This is a genomic window from Chimaeribacter californicus, assembly GCF_002858675.1.
GTDB lineage: Bacteria > Pseudomonadota > Gammaproteobacteria > Enterobacterales > Enterobacteriaceae > Chimaeribacter > Chimaeribacter californicus.
Genome location: NZ_PJZF01000005.1, coordinates 208,848 through 223,182 on the forward strand (window position 1 = coordinate 208,848; position 14,335 = coordinate 223,182).

General features: G+C 58.5%; 12 protein-coding genes and 1 pseudogene. 8 read left to right on the forward strand and 5 right to left on the reverse strand.

The window, feature by feature from the left end:
- The first annotated feature begins 185 nt into the window (after positions 1-185).
- Together chiP and CYR55_RS08715 are read left to right on the forward strand one after the other, a co-directional pair.
- A complete protein-coding gene (chiP, locus tag CYR55_RS08710; RefSeq protein ID WP_241522114.1) occupies positions 186-1,595 on the forward strand; it encodes a chitoporin ChiP in 1,410 nt (469 codons plus the stop codon).
- A gap of 66 nt (positions 1,596-1,661) precedes the next feature.
- Positions 1,662-4,327, forward strand: a pseudogene (locus CYR55_RS08715) (family 20 glycosylhydrolase).
- 173 nt (positions 4,328-4,500) lie between these two features.
- Here the strand turns inward: CYR55_RS08715 and fur are convergent.
- Entirely contained in the window at positions 4,501-4,944 is a 444-nt protein-coding gene (fur, locus tag CYR55_RS08720; RefSeq protein WP_072926289.1) for a ferric iron uptake transcriptional regulator, read from the reverse strand.
- Between the two features lie 297 nt (positions 4,945-5,241).
- The gene (gene fldA, locus CYR55_RS08725) at positions 5,242-5,769 is read right to left on the reverse strand and encodes a flavodoxin FldA (RefSeq protein ID WP_101815749.1); all 528 of its coding nucleotides are present in this window, start codon (positions 5,767-5,769) and stop codon (positions 5,242-5,244) included.
- Between the two features lie 449 nt (positions 5,770-6,218).
- Between fldA and CYR55_RS08730 the strand changes: the two genes are divergently transcribed.
- Positions 6,219-7,871, forward strand: a complete 1,653-nt coding sequence (locus tag CYR55_RS08730) for a methyl-accepting chemotaxis protein (protein WP_101815750.1) — start codon at positions 6,219-6,221, stop codon at positions 7,869-7,871.
- A gap of 83 nt (positions 7,872-7,954) precedes the next feature.
- On the opposite strand, the gene ybfE is transcribed toward CYR55_RS08730, so the two are convergent.
- On the reverse strand, positions 7,955-8,242 hold the full coding sequence (ybfE, locus tag CYR55_RS08735; RefSeq protein WP_072926284.1) for a LexA regulated protein: 288 nt from the start codon (positions 8,240-8,242) through the stop codon (positions 7,955-7,957).
- A 315-nt stretch (positions 8,243-8,557) separates the two neighbouring features.
- Here ybfE and CYR55_RS08740 point away from each other — a divergent pair, with 315 nt between their 5' ends.
- Positions 8,558-9,154 carry a lipid-binding SYLF domain-containing protein gene (locus CYR55_RS08740; protein ID WP_101815751.1) on the forward strand — a complete coding sequence of 199 codons (597 nt, stop codon included), beginning with the start codon at positions 8,558-8,560 and terminating at the stop codon, positions 9,152-9,154.
- A 3-nt stretch (positions 9,155-9,157) separates the two neighbouring features.
- Here the strand turns inward: CYR55_RS08740 and ybfF are convergent, their stop codons facing one another.
- Positions 9,158-9,937 carry an esterase gene (gene ybfF / locus CYR55_RS08745; RefSeq protein ID WP_101815752.1) on the reverse strand — a complete coding sequence of 260 codons (780 nt, stop codon included), beginning with the start codon at positions 9,935-9,937 and terminating at the stop codon, positions 9,158-9,160.
- 204 nt (positions 9,938-10,141) lie between these two features.
- Here ybfF and seqA point away from each other — a divergent pair, with 204 nt between their 5' ends.
- The 4 genes from seqA (at position 10,142) to CYR55_RS08765 (ending at position 13,612) form a co-directional block, all read left to right on the forward strand.
- Complete coding sequence (gene seqA / locus CYR55_RS08750; protein ID WP_072926279.1) at positions 10,142-10,732, forward strand: replication initiation negative regulator SeqA; 591 nt, start codon at positions 10,142-10,144, stop codon at positions 10,730-10,732.
- 23 nt (positions 10,733-10,755) lie between these two features.
- Entirely contained in the window at positions 10,756-12,399 is a 1,644-nt protein-coding gene (pgm, locus tag CYR55_RS08755) for a phosphoglucomutase (alpha-D-glucose-1,6-bisphosphate-dependent) (protein WP_101815795.1), read from the forward strand.
- Positions 12,400-12,570: 171 nt separating this feature from the next.
- Entirely contained in the window at positions 12,571-13,206 is a 636-nt protein-coding gene (locus tag CYR55_RS08760; protein ID WP_101815753.1) for a PadR family transcriptional regulator, read from the forward strand.
- A gap of 199 nt (positions 13,207-13,405) precedes the next feature.
- Complete coding sequence (locus CYR55_RS08765; RefSeq protein WP_101815754.1) at positions 13,406-13,612, forward strand: YbfA family protein; 207 nt, start codon at positions 13,406-13,408, stop codon at positions 13,610-13,612.
- Positions 13,613-13,648: 36 nt separating this feature from the next.
- Here the strand turns inward: CYR55_RS08765 and kdpE are convergent, their stop codons facing one another.
- Complete coding sequence (gene kdpE, locus CYR55_RS08770; RefSeq protein WP_420912727.1) at positions 13,649-14,335, reverse strand: two-component system response regulator KdpE; 687 nt, start codon at positions 14,333-14,335, stop codon at positions 13,649-13,651.

Genomic DNA, 14,335 nt, shown 5'->3' on the forward strand with positions numbered 1-14,335 from the left:
CCTCACAAACTGCATTGATAATTCGCGACGCGAAAAATAGATTATTTCTTAGAGCGCTTCTTATCCAAAGCATATAGATAAGCCGTTTTGCACTCTATTTACCGGTTATTTCAGCCGGTTTGTCTATTTTTCGTCAAAGAGGAGTGGCTATGGTGATGCCAATCAGAAAGCATAACCGGCTGGCAATGGTGATATCCAGCCTGATTGCGGGAAGTGCGGGGCTGCACACCCCGACAGTGGGCGCGGAGGGGTTTATTGATGATTCCACCCTTTCCGGCGGGATCTATTACTGGCAACGTGAACGTGACCGCAAAGATCTCAGCCCCACTAAAACCGCCACTCAACCGGATGGCACCGTAACGACCATCAATAACCCTGACTACGACCGCTACGCCACCAACCTGTCACACGCCACCGCCAACCTTAACCTTGATTTCAGCTCCGGCTACGCCTGGGACATGTTTGGCCTGGATTTGGCCGCCTTTACCGCAATTGAACTGGCGGAAAGCAGCGCCAGCGGCCACCCCAATGAAATTGCGTTCTCGACCAGCAACCGCGCCTATGAGGAGGATTACAGCGGCGACAAAAGCGGCGTCAGCATTTACCGGGCGGCCGCCAAGTTCAAATCCCATGGCATCTGGGCGCAGGCCGGTTACATCCAGCCAAAGGGGCAGACGCTGCTGGCCCCGCACTGGAGCTTTATGCCGGGTACCTATCGTGGCATCGAAGCGGGCTACAGCCACGACTTCCAGCAGGCTGGCGAGTTGAGCTTCTCCTATATGTGGGCGGATGAATACAAAGCGCCCTGGCACCTGGAGACGGACGGCTTCCGGCAGGCGGACCAGCAGACCGCCGTGGATTACCTGCACTCCATCGGCGCCAAATATGATTTTAAAAATGATTTCGTGCTGGAAGCGGCGTATGGGCAGGCCGAAGGGTATGTCGATCAATATTTCCTGAAAGGATCTTATAAGATCGATATCGCCGGCAGCCCGCTGAGCACCAGCTACCAGTTTTATGGGGCGGAAGATCGCCTCAGCAATAAAAACGATCCGAACAGCCTGTATGACGGGCTGGCCTGGTTGCAGGGGCTGACGTTCGGTTATGAAACCGGCCCGGCAACGTGGCGGCTGGAGGGCACCTGGGTAAAAGCGGAAGGGAACCAGGGCTACTTCCTACAACGCATGACGCCCACCTACGCGACGTCAAACGGCCGGCTGGATATCTGGTGGGATAACCGCTCAGACTTCAACGCCAACGGGGAAAAGGCGCTGTATGCCGGGGTGATGGTTGACCTGAAAAAATGGCAACTGCCGGGGCTGTCAGTGGGCGGCTCTTACGTCTACGCCTGGGATGCCCGGCCCAGCACCAATGCGATGTATGACCAGAGCCAGCGGCTGAAAGAGAGCGCCTGGAGCCTGGACGCGGTCTACACCGTGCAGGATGGCCGCGCGAAAGATACCCAGATCAAGCTGCATTACACCCAGTACAACAACCGTTCGAACCTGCCGAGCTGGAGCGGCGGCTACGGCAATATCTTCCAGGATGAAAAAGATATCAAGTTTATGGTGATCGCACCGTTCACCGTATTTTAACCGTGCGGCTGTGGCGTAATCGCCCTGTCGGGCGGTATGCCAGCCCGCCTATGGATGAGGTTCAGCATGAAAACACATTTCCTACGCACCACCCTGGCCGCCGCGGTGACCTCCCTGATGATCGCCGCGCCGTCACAGGCGAGCCAGCAGACGGTTGATGACATCAGCCGTTTCAGCCTCAATTACCAGATCAATGACAACCAGGCCAACAGCCACGGTACCGATTGCCGCGCTTTAGGGGCAGACTGGGCCTCCTGCAACACCGTGACGCTGACGCTGACCAACCCCGGTGAGGCGGTGAATGACCGCGGCTGGGCGATCTATTTCCACAGCATCCGGCAGGTGCTGAACGTCACGGATCCGCAGTTTACCGTCACCCGCCTGACCGGCGACCTGCACCGCCTGACGCCGACAGCGGCGTTTAAGGGCTTCCCGGCCGGGAGCCGCACCGCCATCCCCATGGTGCTTGAGTACTGGCAGGTCGCCAACAGTGACATTATGCCGCGCTGGTACGTCACCGCTGACGACGCGGAACCGAAAATCATCCGTAATACCGACACCGAAGACGTCTCCCAATTTGTGGGTGAGATCACGCCGGCGAACCTGAAACGCGCCCCGGAAGATAACAATATTGTAATGATCCCGGATACCCGCTTTGTGAAAAACCGCGACGTCACGCCGATGGCCGCGGCTTCACTGCGGGGGCAGATTATCCCGACGCCGTTACAGGTGAAGATCCAAAAGGGTGACGTGGTGCTGAACAAGGGGCTGGCAGCCGATCTCACGGCGCTGCCGGTGCCGTCGCAGCAGGCGTTGCGGGCGCGTATGGCGCTGCTGGGCCTGCCGGATCAGCCCGGCGGCTACCCGCTCAGCACCCGCATTGACCGCGCGGCCTTCAAAGGCAAGCTGGCGGTAGACGGGGCTTACCGGCTGACCATCGATGAACGCGGGGCGGAAGTGGTGGGCTTTGACCACAGCGGCGCCTTTTATGGCGTGCAATCACTGCTGTCACTGGTGCCGGTTGAGGGCGAGAAGCGCATCGCCCAACTCGCCGCCGAGGATGCGCCGCGCTTCCCCTACCGGGGCATGCATGTGGACGTCGGCCGCAATTTTCACAGCAAAGCGGCAGTATTGCGGCTGCTGGATGAGATGGCCGCCTATAAGCTCAACACCTTCCAGTTCCATCTGAGCGATGATGAAGGCTGGCGCATTGAGATCCCCGGCTTGCCGGAGCTGACAGAGATTGGCAGTAAACGCTGCCATGACCTGACGGAGACGCGCTGCCTGCTGCCGCAGCTCGGCTCCGGCCCCTACAGCGACAATAACGGCAGCGGCTATTTCAGCCGCGCGGACTATATCGAGATTGTGAAGTATGCGCAGGCGCGGCAGATTAACGTGATCCCCGAAATCGACATGCCTGCCCACGCCAGGGCGGCGATCGTCTCTATGGAGGCGCGCTACCAACGGCTGCAACAAGCCGGCAAACCTGAGGAAGCAGGGGCTTACCGGTTGCTCGACCCGACAGACACTTCCAACACCACCTCCGTGCAGTATTACGATCGCCGCAGCTATCTTAACCCGTGCCTGCCGTCGTCATTGCGCTTTGTCGATAAGGTGATCAGTGAAATTGCCGCGATGCACCGCGAGGCGGGGCAGCCGCTCACCACCTGGCACTTCGGCGGCGATGAGGCGAAAAACATCCGCCTTGGGCCGGGCTATCAGGATCTGAATGCCCCGGCAGACCCGACAAAAGGGGCCATCGACCTGAGCAAAGAGGATCTGCCGTGGTCAAAATCCAGCGTCTGTCAGACGCTGGTGAAATCCGGGAAGGTGGCAGCCTTTGATCACCTCTCCAGCTATTTTGCCATTGAGGTCAGTAAACGGGTTAAAGCGCACGGTATTGACCGGATGCAGGCGTGGCAGGATGGCCTGAAGGATGCGAAAGATGCCCGCGCGTTCGCCACGTCGCGCGTGGGGGTCAACTTCTGGGATACCCTCTACTGGGGCGGCGCGCAGAGTGCCGGGGAGTGGGCGGCCAAAGGGTATGAGATAACGCTCTCCAACCCGGATTACCTCTATTTCGATAAACCCTATGAGGTCAGCGCGCGTGAGCCGGGCTACTACTGGGCCACGCGGGCCAGCGATGAAGCCAAAATCTTCAGCTTCGCGCCGGACAACCTGCCGCAGAATGCCGAAACCTCCGTTGACCGGGACGGCAACGCCTTCACCGCCCGCGGCGACGCCCCGTGGCCGGGCGCGCATGGCATCTCCGGTCAGGCCTGGAGCGAGACCATCCGCACCGACAGCGACCTGGAGTACCGCATCTATCCGCGCCTGATGGTGCTGGCGGAGCGCGCCTGGCACCGGGCTGACTGGGAGCTGCCGTACAAAGCCGGCCGCGAGTATCAGGGCGGCAAACCCACTGGGTTAACCGCGACAAGCTGGCGGCGGACTGGCAGCGTTTCGCCAACCTGATGGGGCAGCGTGAGATTGCGAAGCTGGATCGGCAGGGCGTCGCCTATCGTCTGCCGGTGCCCGGCGCGCAGATCATCAATGGCAAACTGGAAGCGAATGTGGCACTGCCCGGCCTTACCATCCAGTATTCACAGGACGGCGTAAACTGGCAGACATACCGCGCAGAGGCAAAACCGAAAGCAGAGAAAGGCGTGTGGGTACGCACCCTCAGCCCGGACGGCAAACGCACCAGCCGCAGTGAGCAGGTCGGCCTGTAACGGGGCGTTGTCGTATAACGTATTGTGGCAGCGCAGCCACGCGGCCCCGGCAAACCGGGGCCTTTTTTATCACCGCGTTTCAGGGAAAGCGCCGGGAAACAGGCGAAAAAAAACCGCATCAATGCGGTTTTATCTGCTGTGGCTGTAGGCCGGCCAGGCGCGTCAGGCGGCGATTACTTCTCGTGCAGCCCTTCGTTTTCGCGGCAATCACCCGCTTCACAATGACCATAGAGGTAAAGGCTATGGTTGGTCAGCTTGATGCCATGCTTCTTGGCGATCTCACGCTGACGAATCTCAATAGATTCATCGCTGAATTCAATCACTTTTCCGCAATCCAGGCAGATCAGGTGATCGTGGTGGTGCTGCTGGGTCAGTTCGAAAACCGACTTGCCGCCTTCAAAATTGTGGCGGGTGACAATACCGGCATCATCAAATTGGTTCAGCACGCGGTATACCGTGGCCAGGCCAATCTCTTCGCCCATGTCGATCAGCTTCTTATAAAGGTCTTCCGCACTGACGTGGTGGCAGGTCGGATCTTGTAACACTTCCAGGATCTTGAGTCGCGGAAGCGTGACTTTCAGGCCGGCCTTTTTTAATGCGGTGTTGTTGTCAGTCATGCGGATTCTGTCCTGTTACTATGCTATTCACGTTTAGGCATACAGCCTATGACATCGGTCGGCGCAAAGGTTTTAGTTGCGTCTCATTATAGAACTGAGCCGCTCAAAATGAAAACGCCGCCTGCTTGCGTGTATGGGTTGCGGGCTACTTTTGCAACACGTTGATGGATAGGAAATACGCGGGGCCCAGTGTACCCCGATACTGGATAAAGTTACAAACTTGTAGCCAATATTTCGGTGCCGGGCAGGGGAAACAGGGCCCTTTTGGTTAAAAATCAACCGCCGGGGCCGGGAGCATTAACCGAGGATTTCCGCCAGGCTCAGCTCCTGGGTAATCTGTTTGACCCACGCCTCGACGCGTTCGTTGGTCAATTCCGGCTGACGGTCTTCGTCAATCGCCAGGCCGATAAAGTGGCTGTCATCTGCCAGCCCTTTGGAGGCTTCGAAATGGTAGCCTTCCGTCGGCCAGTGGCCAACCAGCACGGCACCGCGTGGCTCAATGATGTCACGCACGGTGCCCATCGCATCACAGAAGTACTCGGCGTAATCTTCCTGGTCGCCGCAACCAAACAGTGCCACCAGTTTGCCTTCGAAATCAATCTCTTCCAGCGTCGGGAAGAAATCATCCCAGTCGCATTGCGCTTCGCCGTAGTACCAGGTCGGGATACCCAGCAGCAGGATGTCGAACTTTTCCAGATCTTCCTTGCTGCTTTTGGCGATGTCGTGCACCTCGGCAACATCGTTGCCCAGTTGCTTCTGGATCATTTTGGCGATGTTTTCCGTGTTTCCGGTATCGGACCCGAAGAAGATTCCCACTACGGCCATATGCTTCTCTAACCTCTTGTTCTTAATAAGTAAACCTGCCTCTGACAGGCGCTGATGCTGCTGATGATAGCAAAGTCACCGCCGGGTGAACATCATCACGCCGCCCGGCCCGCGTTTGCCGGTACCGACAGGCCCTGCCGGCAGACAGAATGGTGAAATATTCTATCGGCCAAAAAACAGAGGTGTTATCGCCTTTGTGTGCTAAATGCCACTCTGTTGTGATATCAAGCGCCTGGCGCCCGTTGCCGGACGGCAGGTAATTTCCCTGCGTGAATATTTTGCACAAAGACTAAACGTTACCCGCGAACTGCCGATATCAGACAAGTGAGGGGGAGATCCTCATATTATCTGGCAGTCACCCCGGTTCTGCCATACCAATCTTGTATCAGGGAGCGAGCACCCGGATCCACGTTGTTCAGCCTGAAACACACTGTTTCGAGAGAGGAAATGTGCAGTTTTTAAAAAACATCACCATCCGTACCGCACTGCTGTGGGTATTGGGTATATTTTGCGTCCTGTGGGGCGGTGTTGCGGCTTATACCGTTGTCTCTCTGAATAAACTCACTGAAACAACGGAAGCGAGTGCGCTGCTGGTACAGAATATTGATCTGCTTAACCACGGCAACGACCAGTATTTCCGTACCGTGACCCGCTTGTCGCGCGCAGTGGAAAGCGTGGCCGCCAATGAACCAAACCCGGATTTCGATTCAGCGGGCAAGGCCCTGGCGAACCTGCAAGACGCGTACAGTGACTTCAAAAAGCTCGGTAACGCCAGCATCGATCCGGACATCGTCAAACAAGTCACAGACGACTGGCAAGCGCTGATTGAACAGGGCGTCAGCCCGCTCTTTCAGGCAGCAAAAAGTGGGGATACCGCAAGCTACCGCCAGCTGGCAAGAGTGACGGTACCAACCTTAAGCCGCCAGTTCTCGGCGTCCAATGCCCGTTATACCAAACAGGCGACGGCGAAGATTGACGCCTCCAAGGCGGATTTCCACAGCATCGCGTCCACCAGTAAAGTGATCCTGATCGCGGCCCTGACTTTTGGCGTCCTGCTGCTGATTGCCACTGACCGTTACCTGGTGATGGCCGTGGTAAAACCGCTGGACACCCTGCGCGGCCAGTTCGCGGCGATTGCCAAAGGCGATCTCGGCAAAGAGCTGAACGATTTCGGCAGCAACTGCGTCGGCAAGCTGATCCCGCTGCTGCGTGATATGCAAAACAGCCTGGCGAAAACGGTGATGGCGATCCGTGCCTGTACCGACAACATCTATCAGGGGGCGTCTGAAATCTCTGCCGGCAACAACGATCTCTCTTCACGTACTGAAGAGCAGGCCTCGGCGCTGGAAGAGACTGCTGCCAGCATGGAGCAGCTGACCGCCACGGTGAAACACAACGCGGACAACGCGCATCACGCCAGCCAGTTGGCCAGCACTGCCTCCGTCACCGCCCAGAAAGGCGGGCAGATTGTGGCTGATGTGGTCCGTACCATGCAGGAGATCTCCGGCAGCTCGAAGAAAATTGCTGAAATCACCACCGTGATCAACAGCATCGCCTTCCAGACCAACATCCTGGCGCTGAACGCCGCGGTAGAAGCGGCGCGGGCCGGCGAGCAGGGCCGTGGCTTTGCCGTGGTCGCCAGCGAAGTGCGCAACCTGGCACAGCGCAGCGCCCAGGCGGCGAAAGAGATTGAAAACCTGATCAGTGAATCCGTCACCCGGGTGGACAGCGGTTCCAAGCTGGTGGCCAGCGCGGGCCAGACCATGGGTGACATCGTGCAGTCCATCACCCACGTTACCGACATCATGGGCGAAATCGCGTCTGCGTCAGACGAGCAGAGCAAAGGCATCAGCCAGGTGGCCCTGGCCGTGACAGAAATGGACAGCGTAACGCAGCAGAACGCCGCGTTGGTCGAGCAGGCATCGCAGGCGGCATTGTCGCTGGAAGAGCAGGCCGCCGTGCTGAACCAGACAGTCGCGACCTTTACCCTGCGGGATGGCGCGGTACGTACCCCGGCCGTGGCTGCGGCCCCGGTGAAAAGTGTGGCAGTGGTCAGCGCACGCACCCCGGCGTCCGGCCAGGACAACTGGGAAACGTTTTAATCTGAAGACTCCCTAAAACAAAACCGGTGGTGAACAGGGTTCACCACCGGTCTGGGGAGGGGCAGGGCGCAAACAGCAGGCCGTCAGGATTCAGCCTGTTGTTTGCGCAACTGTTCCAGCAACATCTGCTCAATCAGTTCGCTGCGGCTGATGTTCTGCTGCTCAGCAAGCTTGTTGAGCGCATCCACCGCGTCCGCATTAATCTTCAACTCCACCCGCCGCAAGCCACGGACTTTATCGCGCCGTAATTGATTCCGCTTATTGATTCTCAGCTGTTCATCACGGGATAGCGGGTTGGTTTTGGGACGGCCGGGGCGGCGGTCATCTGCGAACAGATCAAGCGTAGTGCGATCCGTTTGTTCTTTTGCCATATAGGTAGCGGTACAACTAAGGGATAAACATCTGCCTGCGCCAGCGCAGCCGGATGGCTCGGTGAATATACGTTCAGGTCAATCAACCTTAACCCACATTACCCCGTTGCGCAGCACAGCGCGGACGGCGGCAAAACAATAGCGCGCCATAATACCCCAGCCCGCGCCGCCGGAACAATGCTTAACTGCCTGTGCCGGTTCATCTGCTGGCGTTTCAGCCCATTTTTCATTTTGTGCGGTAATCAGCCGGCCGCCCAGGCATTCCCGAAAAAAACCTGACAAAATGCGCGGTTTATATGTCAGGGGTAATAATAAGTGTTTGATATAATTAAATTTAAATCATTTATCTGGATTATGTTTGCGATGGTATTAAGCGGCTGCGGGGCCAACGGCAATAATCCGGCGGAACAGCGCCGCTCGATTCACGCGATGCAAAAAGCCACGTTGCAAGAGGTGCGCGCCCGCTACCCGGCGTCAGACCAGGCCCTGAAGCAGGCGGCGGGGTACGGGGTATTTGCCCTGCAAAGCAACAAAATTATGGTGGTCGGCATTGGGAACGGCTATGGCGTGGTGCATGACAACCGCAGCGGCAAAGAGACCTACATGCGGGTAGCACAGGCGGGCACCGGGGTCGGCCTCGGCATTAATCAGATCCGGTTTCTGATGGTGTTCCCGACAGCGAAAAGCCTGAGCGACTTCATCGACCATGGCGTGATGCTGAGTGCCGACACCCATGCGTCGGCCAAATATAAAGACAAGGGCGGCGCGACCCCCACCCGTACCCTGAGCACCCAACCGGCAGGGGAGAGCGCCGTGTCCGGCATCCACATCTATCAACTCACCGACAACGGCCTCTCCGCCCAGGCGATGCTTTACGGCTACAAATACTGGCCGGACGACGCCCTGAACTAGCGGTTACGCCTCGCCGAGGAAGCGGTTAACGGCGCGCAACACCGCCTCCGGTTTCTCGGCGTGTACCCAGTGGCCGGTGCCGGCCACCACATGGGCGCGCGCCTGCGGGAACTGGCGCGCAATCTCATCGCGGTAGCGATCCTGAACATAAGGGGACAGCCCGCCGCGGATGAACAGCGCCGGGTGCGGCCAGGCGGGCACCGGCTCCCAACCGGTGATGTGTGCGTACTGGTCCCACAGCACCGGCACATTAAAGCGCCATTCACCCTCATGGAAGGATTTCAGCAGGAACTGGATCACGCCCTCTTCGTCCAGGTAATCCCGCATGATCCCGGCGGCCACGCTGCGTACGGTTGCCCCGGCCTCGGAGACCGCGCGGATCGCGGCGAAAATCTCATCATGGCGGCGGGTCTGGTAATCCACCGGCGCGACATCAATCACCACCAGTTTTTCGATCTTCTCCCCGGCCACCGCCGTCAGCGCCATGGCCGCTTTGCCGCCCATTGAATGGCCGATAACAATCGCCCGCTCAATCGCCAGATCGTCGAGCAACTCTTTCAAATCCGCCGCCATCTCCGGATAAGTCATGCCCGGCGCACGTGGTGACAGCCCATGGTTGCGCATATCCACCTGCACCACCGGGTGGCGGTCGCGCAGGTCACGCGCCAGCACGCCGAGGTTGTCCAGGCTGCCGAACAGCCCGTGAATCAATACCACCGGCAGCGCACCGGCCGGTGAATGGTCGGTTTGTAAGCGATAATTCAATTTCATGGCAAAGTTCATACTGAGAGACAATCTCCTTAGGTTATCATGAGATATAAACCTGGATCTTCCCCGTGATTGAGAGATGACGAAGCGCCTGCCGGGCAGCGCGTTTAGGTAATAGTCTGCATTTTTGGCTGCGGCCGCAGGAACCTGTTCGCGAAACCGGATTAGCTTGTATACTCTTTTCGATTGAATTAAGTAGAAAAACAGTACTGGATAAAGATGAAAACTATTGAGGTTGACGAAGAGCTCTATCGTTATATCGCGAGCCACACCCAGCATATTGGTGAGAGCGCGTCCGACATTCTGCGTCGCATGCTGAAGTTTACCCCAGGCCAGCAGGCCGTGCGTGCGGCCCCGGCCGCCGTTGCCCAGTCGATGCAGGCCCGCGCTGAGCCGCAGGCTGCGCCGGTTGCCCCGGCTGCGCCTTCCGTGACGGCCCCGGCCGCCGCGCAACAGCCGCGTGACAAGGTACGGGCAATGCGTGAACTGCTGCTGTCGGACGAGTACGCGGAACAGAACAAAGCCGTGAACCGTTTCATGCTGGTGTTGTCGACCTTATATAGCCTGGCGCCGCAGGAGTTCGCGGCGGCGACGGAAACCTTGCACGGCCGCACGCGCACCTACTTTGCCGGCGACGAGCAAACCCTGCTCCAGGGCGGTAACCACACCAAGCCCAAACCTGTTCCGGGCACACCGTACTGGGTCATCACCAACACCAATACCGGCCGTAAACGCAGCATGATCGAAACCATCATGCAGGCGATGCAGTTCCCGGTGGAACTGACTGACAAAGTTTGCGGCACCATTTAATTTAGCGAAAGGGAGAAGTGCCGGTGGCTAATCATCCACGTGCAGGGCAACCTGCTCAGCAGAGCGATTTGATTAATGTGGCACAGTTGACGTCGCAATATTATGTATTGCGTCCGGAGCCGGGCAATACCGCGCATGCGGTGAAGTTCGGCACCTCCGGGCACCGCGGCAGCGCCGGGCGTCACAGCTTTAATGAAGCACATATTCTGGCCATCGCCCAGGCGATCGCTGAAGTGCGCAAACAGCAGGGCACAACCGGCCCGTGCTACGTGGGTAAGGATACGCACGCGCTCTCAGAGCCGGCCTTCATCTCTGTGCTGGAAGTACTGACCGCCAACGGCGTGGACGTGATTGTCCAGCAGGATAACGGCTTCACCCCGACGCCTGCGGTCTCCAACGCGATTCTGGTACACAACCAGAACGGCGGCGCGCAGGCGGACGGCATCGTGATTACGCCGTCCCACAACCCGCCGGAAGATGGCGGCATCAAATACAACCCGCCGAACGGCGGCCCGGCAGACACCAACCTGACCTCCGTCATCGAAAAGCGCGCCAACGCGCTGCTGGCCGATAACCTGAACGGGGTGCAGCGCCAGTCGCTGGACAAAGCCCGGCAGAGCGGCCACCTGCATGAGAAAGATCTGGTGCAGCCGTACATCGAAGGGCTGACCTCGATCATCGACATGCCGGCCATCCAGCGTGCAGGCCTGAAGCTGGGCGTTGACCCGCTCGGCGGTTCCGGCATCGCTTACTGGCAGCGCATTGCCGAGCACTACAAGCTCGACCTGACGCTGGTAAACGACGAAATCGACCAGACCTTCCGCTTTATGCACCTGGATCACGACGGCATCATCCGCATGGACTGCTCCTCCGAGTCCGCAATGGCCGGCCTGCTTGCGCTGCGTGACAAGTTCGATCTGGCTTTCGCCAACGACCCGGACTATGACCGCCACGGCATCGTCACCCCGAAAGGGCTGATGAACCCGAACCACTACCTGGCGGTCGCGATCCAGTACCTGTTCCAGCACCGCCCGCAGTGGGGCCAGGACGTGGCCGTCGGCAAAACGCTGGTCTCCAGCGCAATGATCGACCGTGTGGTCGCCGATCTGGGCCGCAAGCTGGTGGAAGTGCCGGTGGGCTTCAAATGGTTTGTGGATGGCCTGTATGACGGCAGCTTCGGTTTCGGCGGCGAAGAGAGCGCCGGGGCCTCGTTCCTGCGCTTCGACGGCACCCCGTGGTCCACCGACAAAGACGGCATCATCATGTGCCTGCTGGCGGCGGAAATCACCGCGGTGACCGGTAAAAACCCGCAGGCGCATTACGATGAGCTGGCGCAGCGTTTCGGCGCGCCGAGCTACAACCGTATCCAGGCACCGGCCAGCCATGCGCAGAAAGCGGCGCTCTCCAAACTCTCCCCGGAGCAGGTGAAGGCTGACCAGCTGGCCGGTGACAAAATCACCGCACGCCTCACGGCCGCACCGGGCAACGGCGCGTCTATTGGCGGCCTGAAAGTGATGACCGACAACGGCTGGTTTGCGGCGCGCCCGTCCGGCACCGAAGAGGCGTACAAAATCTACTGCGAGAGCTTCCTGGGTGCTGAGCACCGCGAGAAGATCGAGAAAGAAGCGGTAGACATCGTCAGTGAAGTACTGGCGAACGCCAAATAATCGCCACGGCTTTCCCGTTTTGCTGAAAAAGCGCTGTGAAAACAGCGCTTTTTTTATGCCTGCTAAAAAGATATATCTAATTCACAAAAAGAGCTTGCCTGATTTCTGCACAATGGCTATTTTAGATATATCGAAAGTAAATCGATATATCTAAACACATTGGAGAGACCTATGATGAATGACCAACTGACCCCCCGCAAATCTGGCGGCCGTCGCCGTGACAAAGTCTACAACCTGATCCGCCGCGGCGGGCACCATGAGCATCATCGCGGTGAGCGCGGCGGGCGTCGTGGCGGCCGGGGTGAAAAACTGCACCGCCTGTTTGAACATGGCGACCTGAAGCGGGTGCTGCTGGCGCTGGTGGCGAAAAAACCGAGCCACGGCTACGAGCTGATCAAAGCGATTGAAGAGGCCTCTTCCGGCCTTTACGTACCCAGCCCAGGCGTTATCTACCCGACGCTGACGCTGCTGGAAGAGCAGGAGTTACTGGAAGCGGTGCCGACCGGTAACGGCCGCAAAAGTTACCGCCTCACGGCCGCCGGGGAAGCGGAGCTGGCGCAGCACCAGATGGCGGTAGACGTCATTTTTGCCCGGCTGGCGCAAGTGACGGAAAATCGCGAAGGCAACCTGGCGGAAGGGATCAGTGACACCATGAAACAGCTGAAGCACACCCTGCGCAGCAACATGATGCGCACCGACCTGGCCCCTGAGCAGATTGCCGAGGTTAATCAGGCGCTGCAAACCGCTGTCGCGGCGATTACGCTGACGCTGGCCCCGCAAGAGAGTGCGGCGGAACAGCCGGAATAACCTTAAATTAACTAATGGTTAGTTAATTATTAACAGCTTTGTAACTTAATGACAAAAACAGGGTAGACTGGCGTAAAAAACGCGAAAAATAGTGGTCGGATGAGTAGTAAAGTTTCATCACGCAGAGTAATATTTATACTAACTTACATAAACAGCGTGACTGTTTACCTGCGTAACTTTACTGCTGAGGAAGATAGCCATGTCCATTTATACCGCGTTTCCCCGCTACCAGATTGTTTTACGCCGCCTGGCGGTGATTGTGGTCGGCGTACTGGCGCTGCCGGTGATGCTGCTGCGTCACGATCGCGCACGCTTTTACAGCTACCTGCACCGCGTCTGGCAAAAAACCAGCAACAAACCGGTCTGGCTTGCCCAGTCGGAACTGGCCGTTCAGGATTTTTATTAAGGCCGGTACACGCGGGCGGGGTTCCGCCGCGTGTGATTAACCGATAAAACGATAGCCGACGCCGGTCTCGGTCAGCAGATGTTGCGGCCGGGTGGGGTCGGCTTCGAGTTTCTGGCGCAAGTGGCCCATATAGATGCGCAGATAGTGGTTATGTTCCACCGCGTTCGGCCCCCATACCCGGCTCAGCAACTGGCGCTGGGTCAGCACTTTCCCCCGGTTCGCCAGCAATTCCGCCAGCAGCCGGAACTCAATCGGCGTCAGGTGTACCGGCTCGCCTTGCCGCGTTACCTGCCGGTTGAGCAAATCCACCGTCACCTCTGAAAAACTCACCAGCGGGCTTTCGCCGCCATGGTTATTGCCGTGGCGGCGCAGCGAGGCGCGCACCCGTGCCAGCAACTCCCCGACGCCAAATGGCTTGCTGAGGTAATCATCCGCCCCGGCATCCAGCGCGGCGATCTTATCCTCCTCCTCACTGCGCGCCGACAGCACGATCACCGGGATCGCACTCCAGTGGCGCAGATCCCGGATAAAATCCAGCCCATCGCCGTCCGGCAGGCCAAGATCCAGAATGATCAGATCCGGCTTGCGGGTGGCCGCCTCGATAAGCCCGCGTTGCAGCGTGGCGGCGTCATGCACGCGCCAGCCCTCCGCCTCCAGCGCGGTACGCACAAAGCGGCGGATCTCTTTCTCATCTTCTACTATCAGAATCTGCACCGGGTTCAG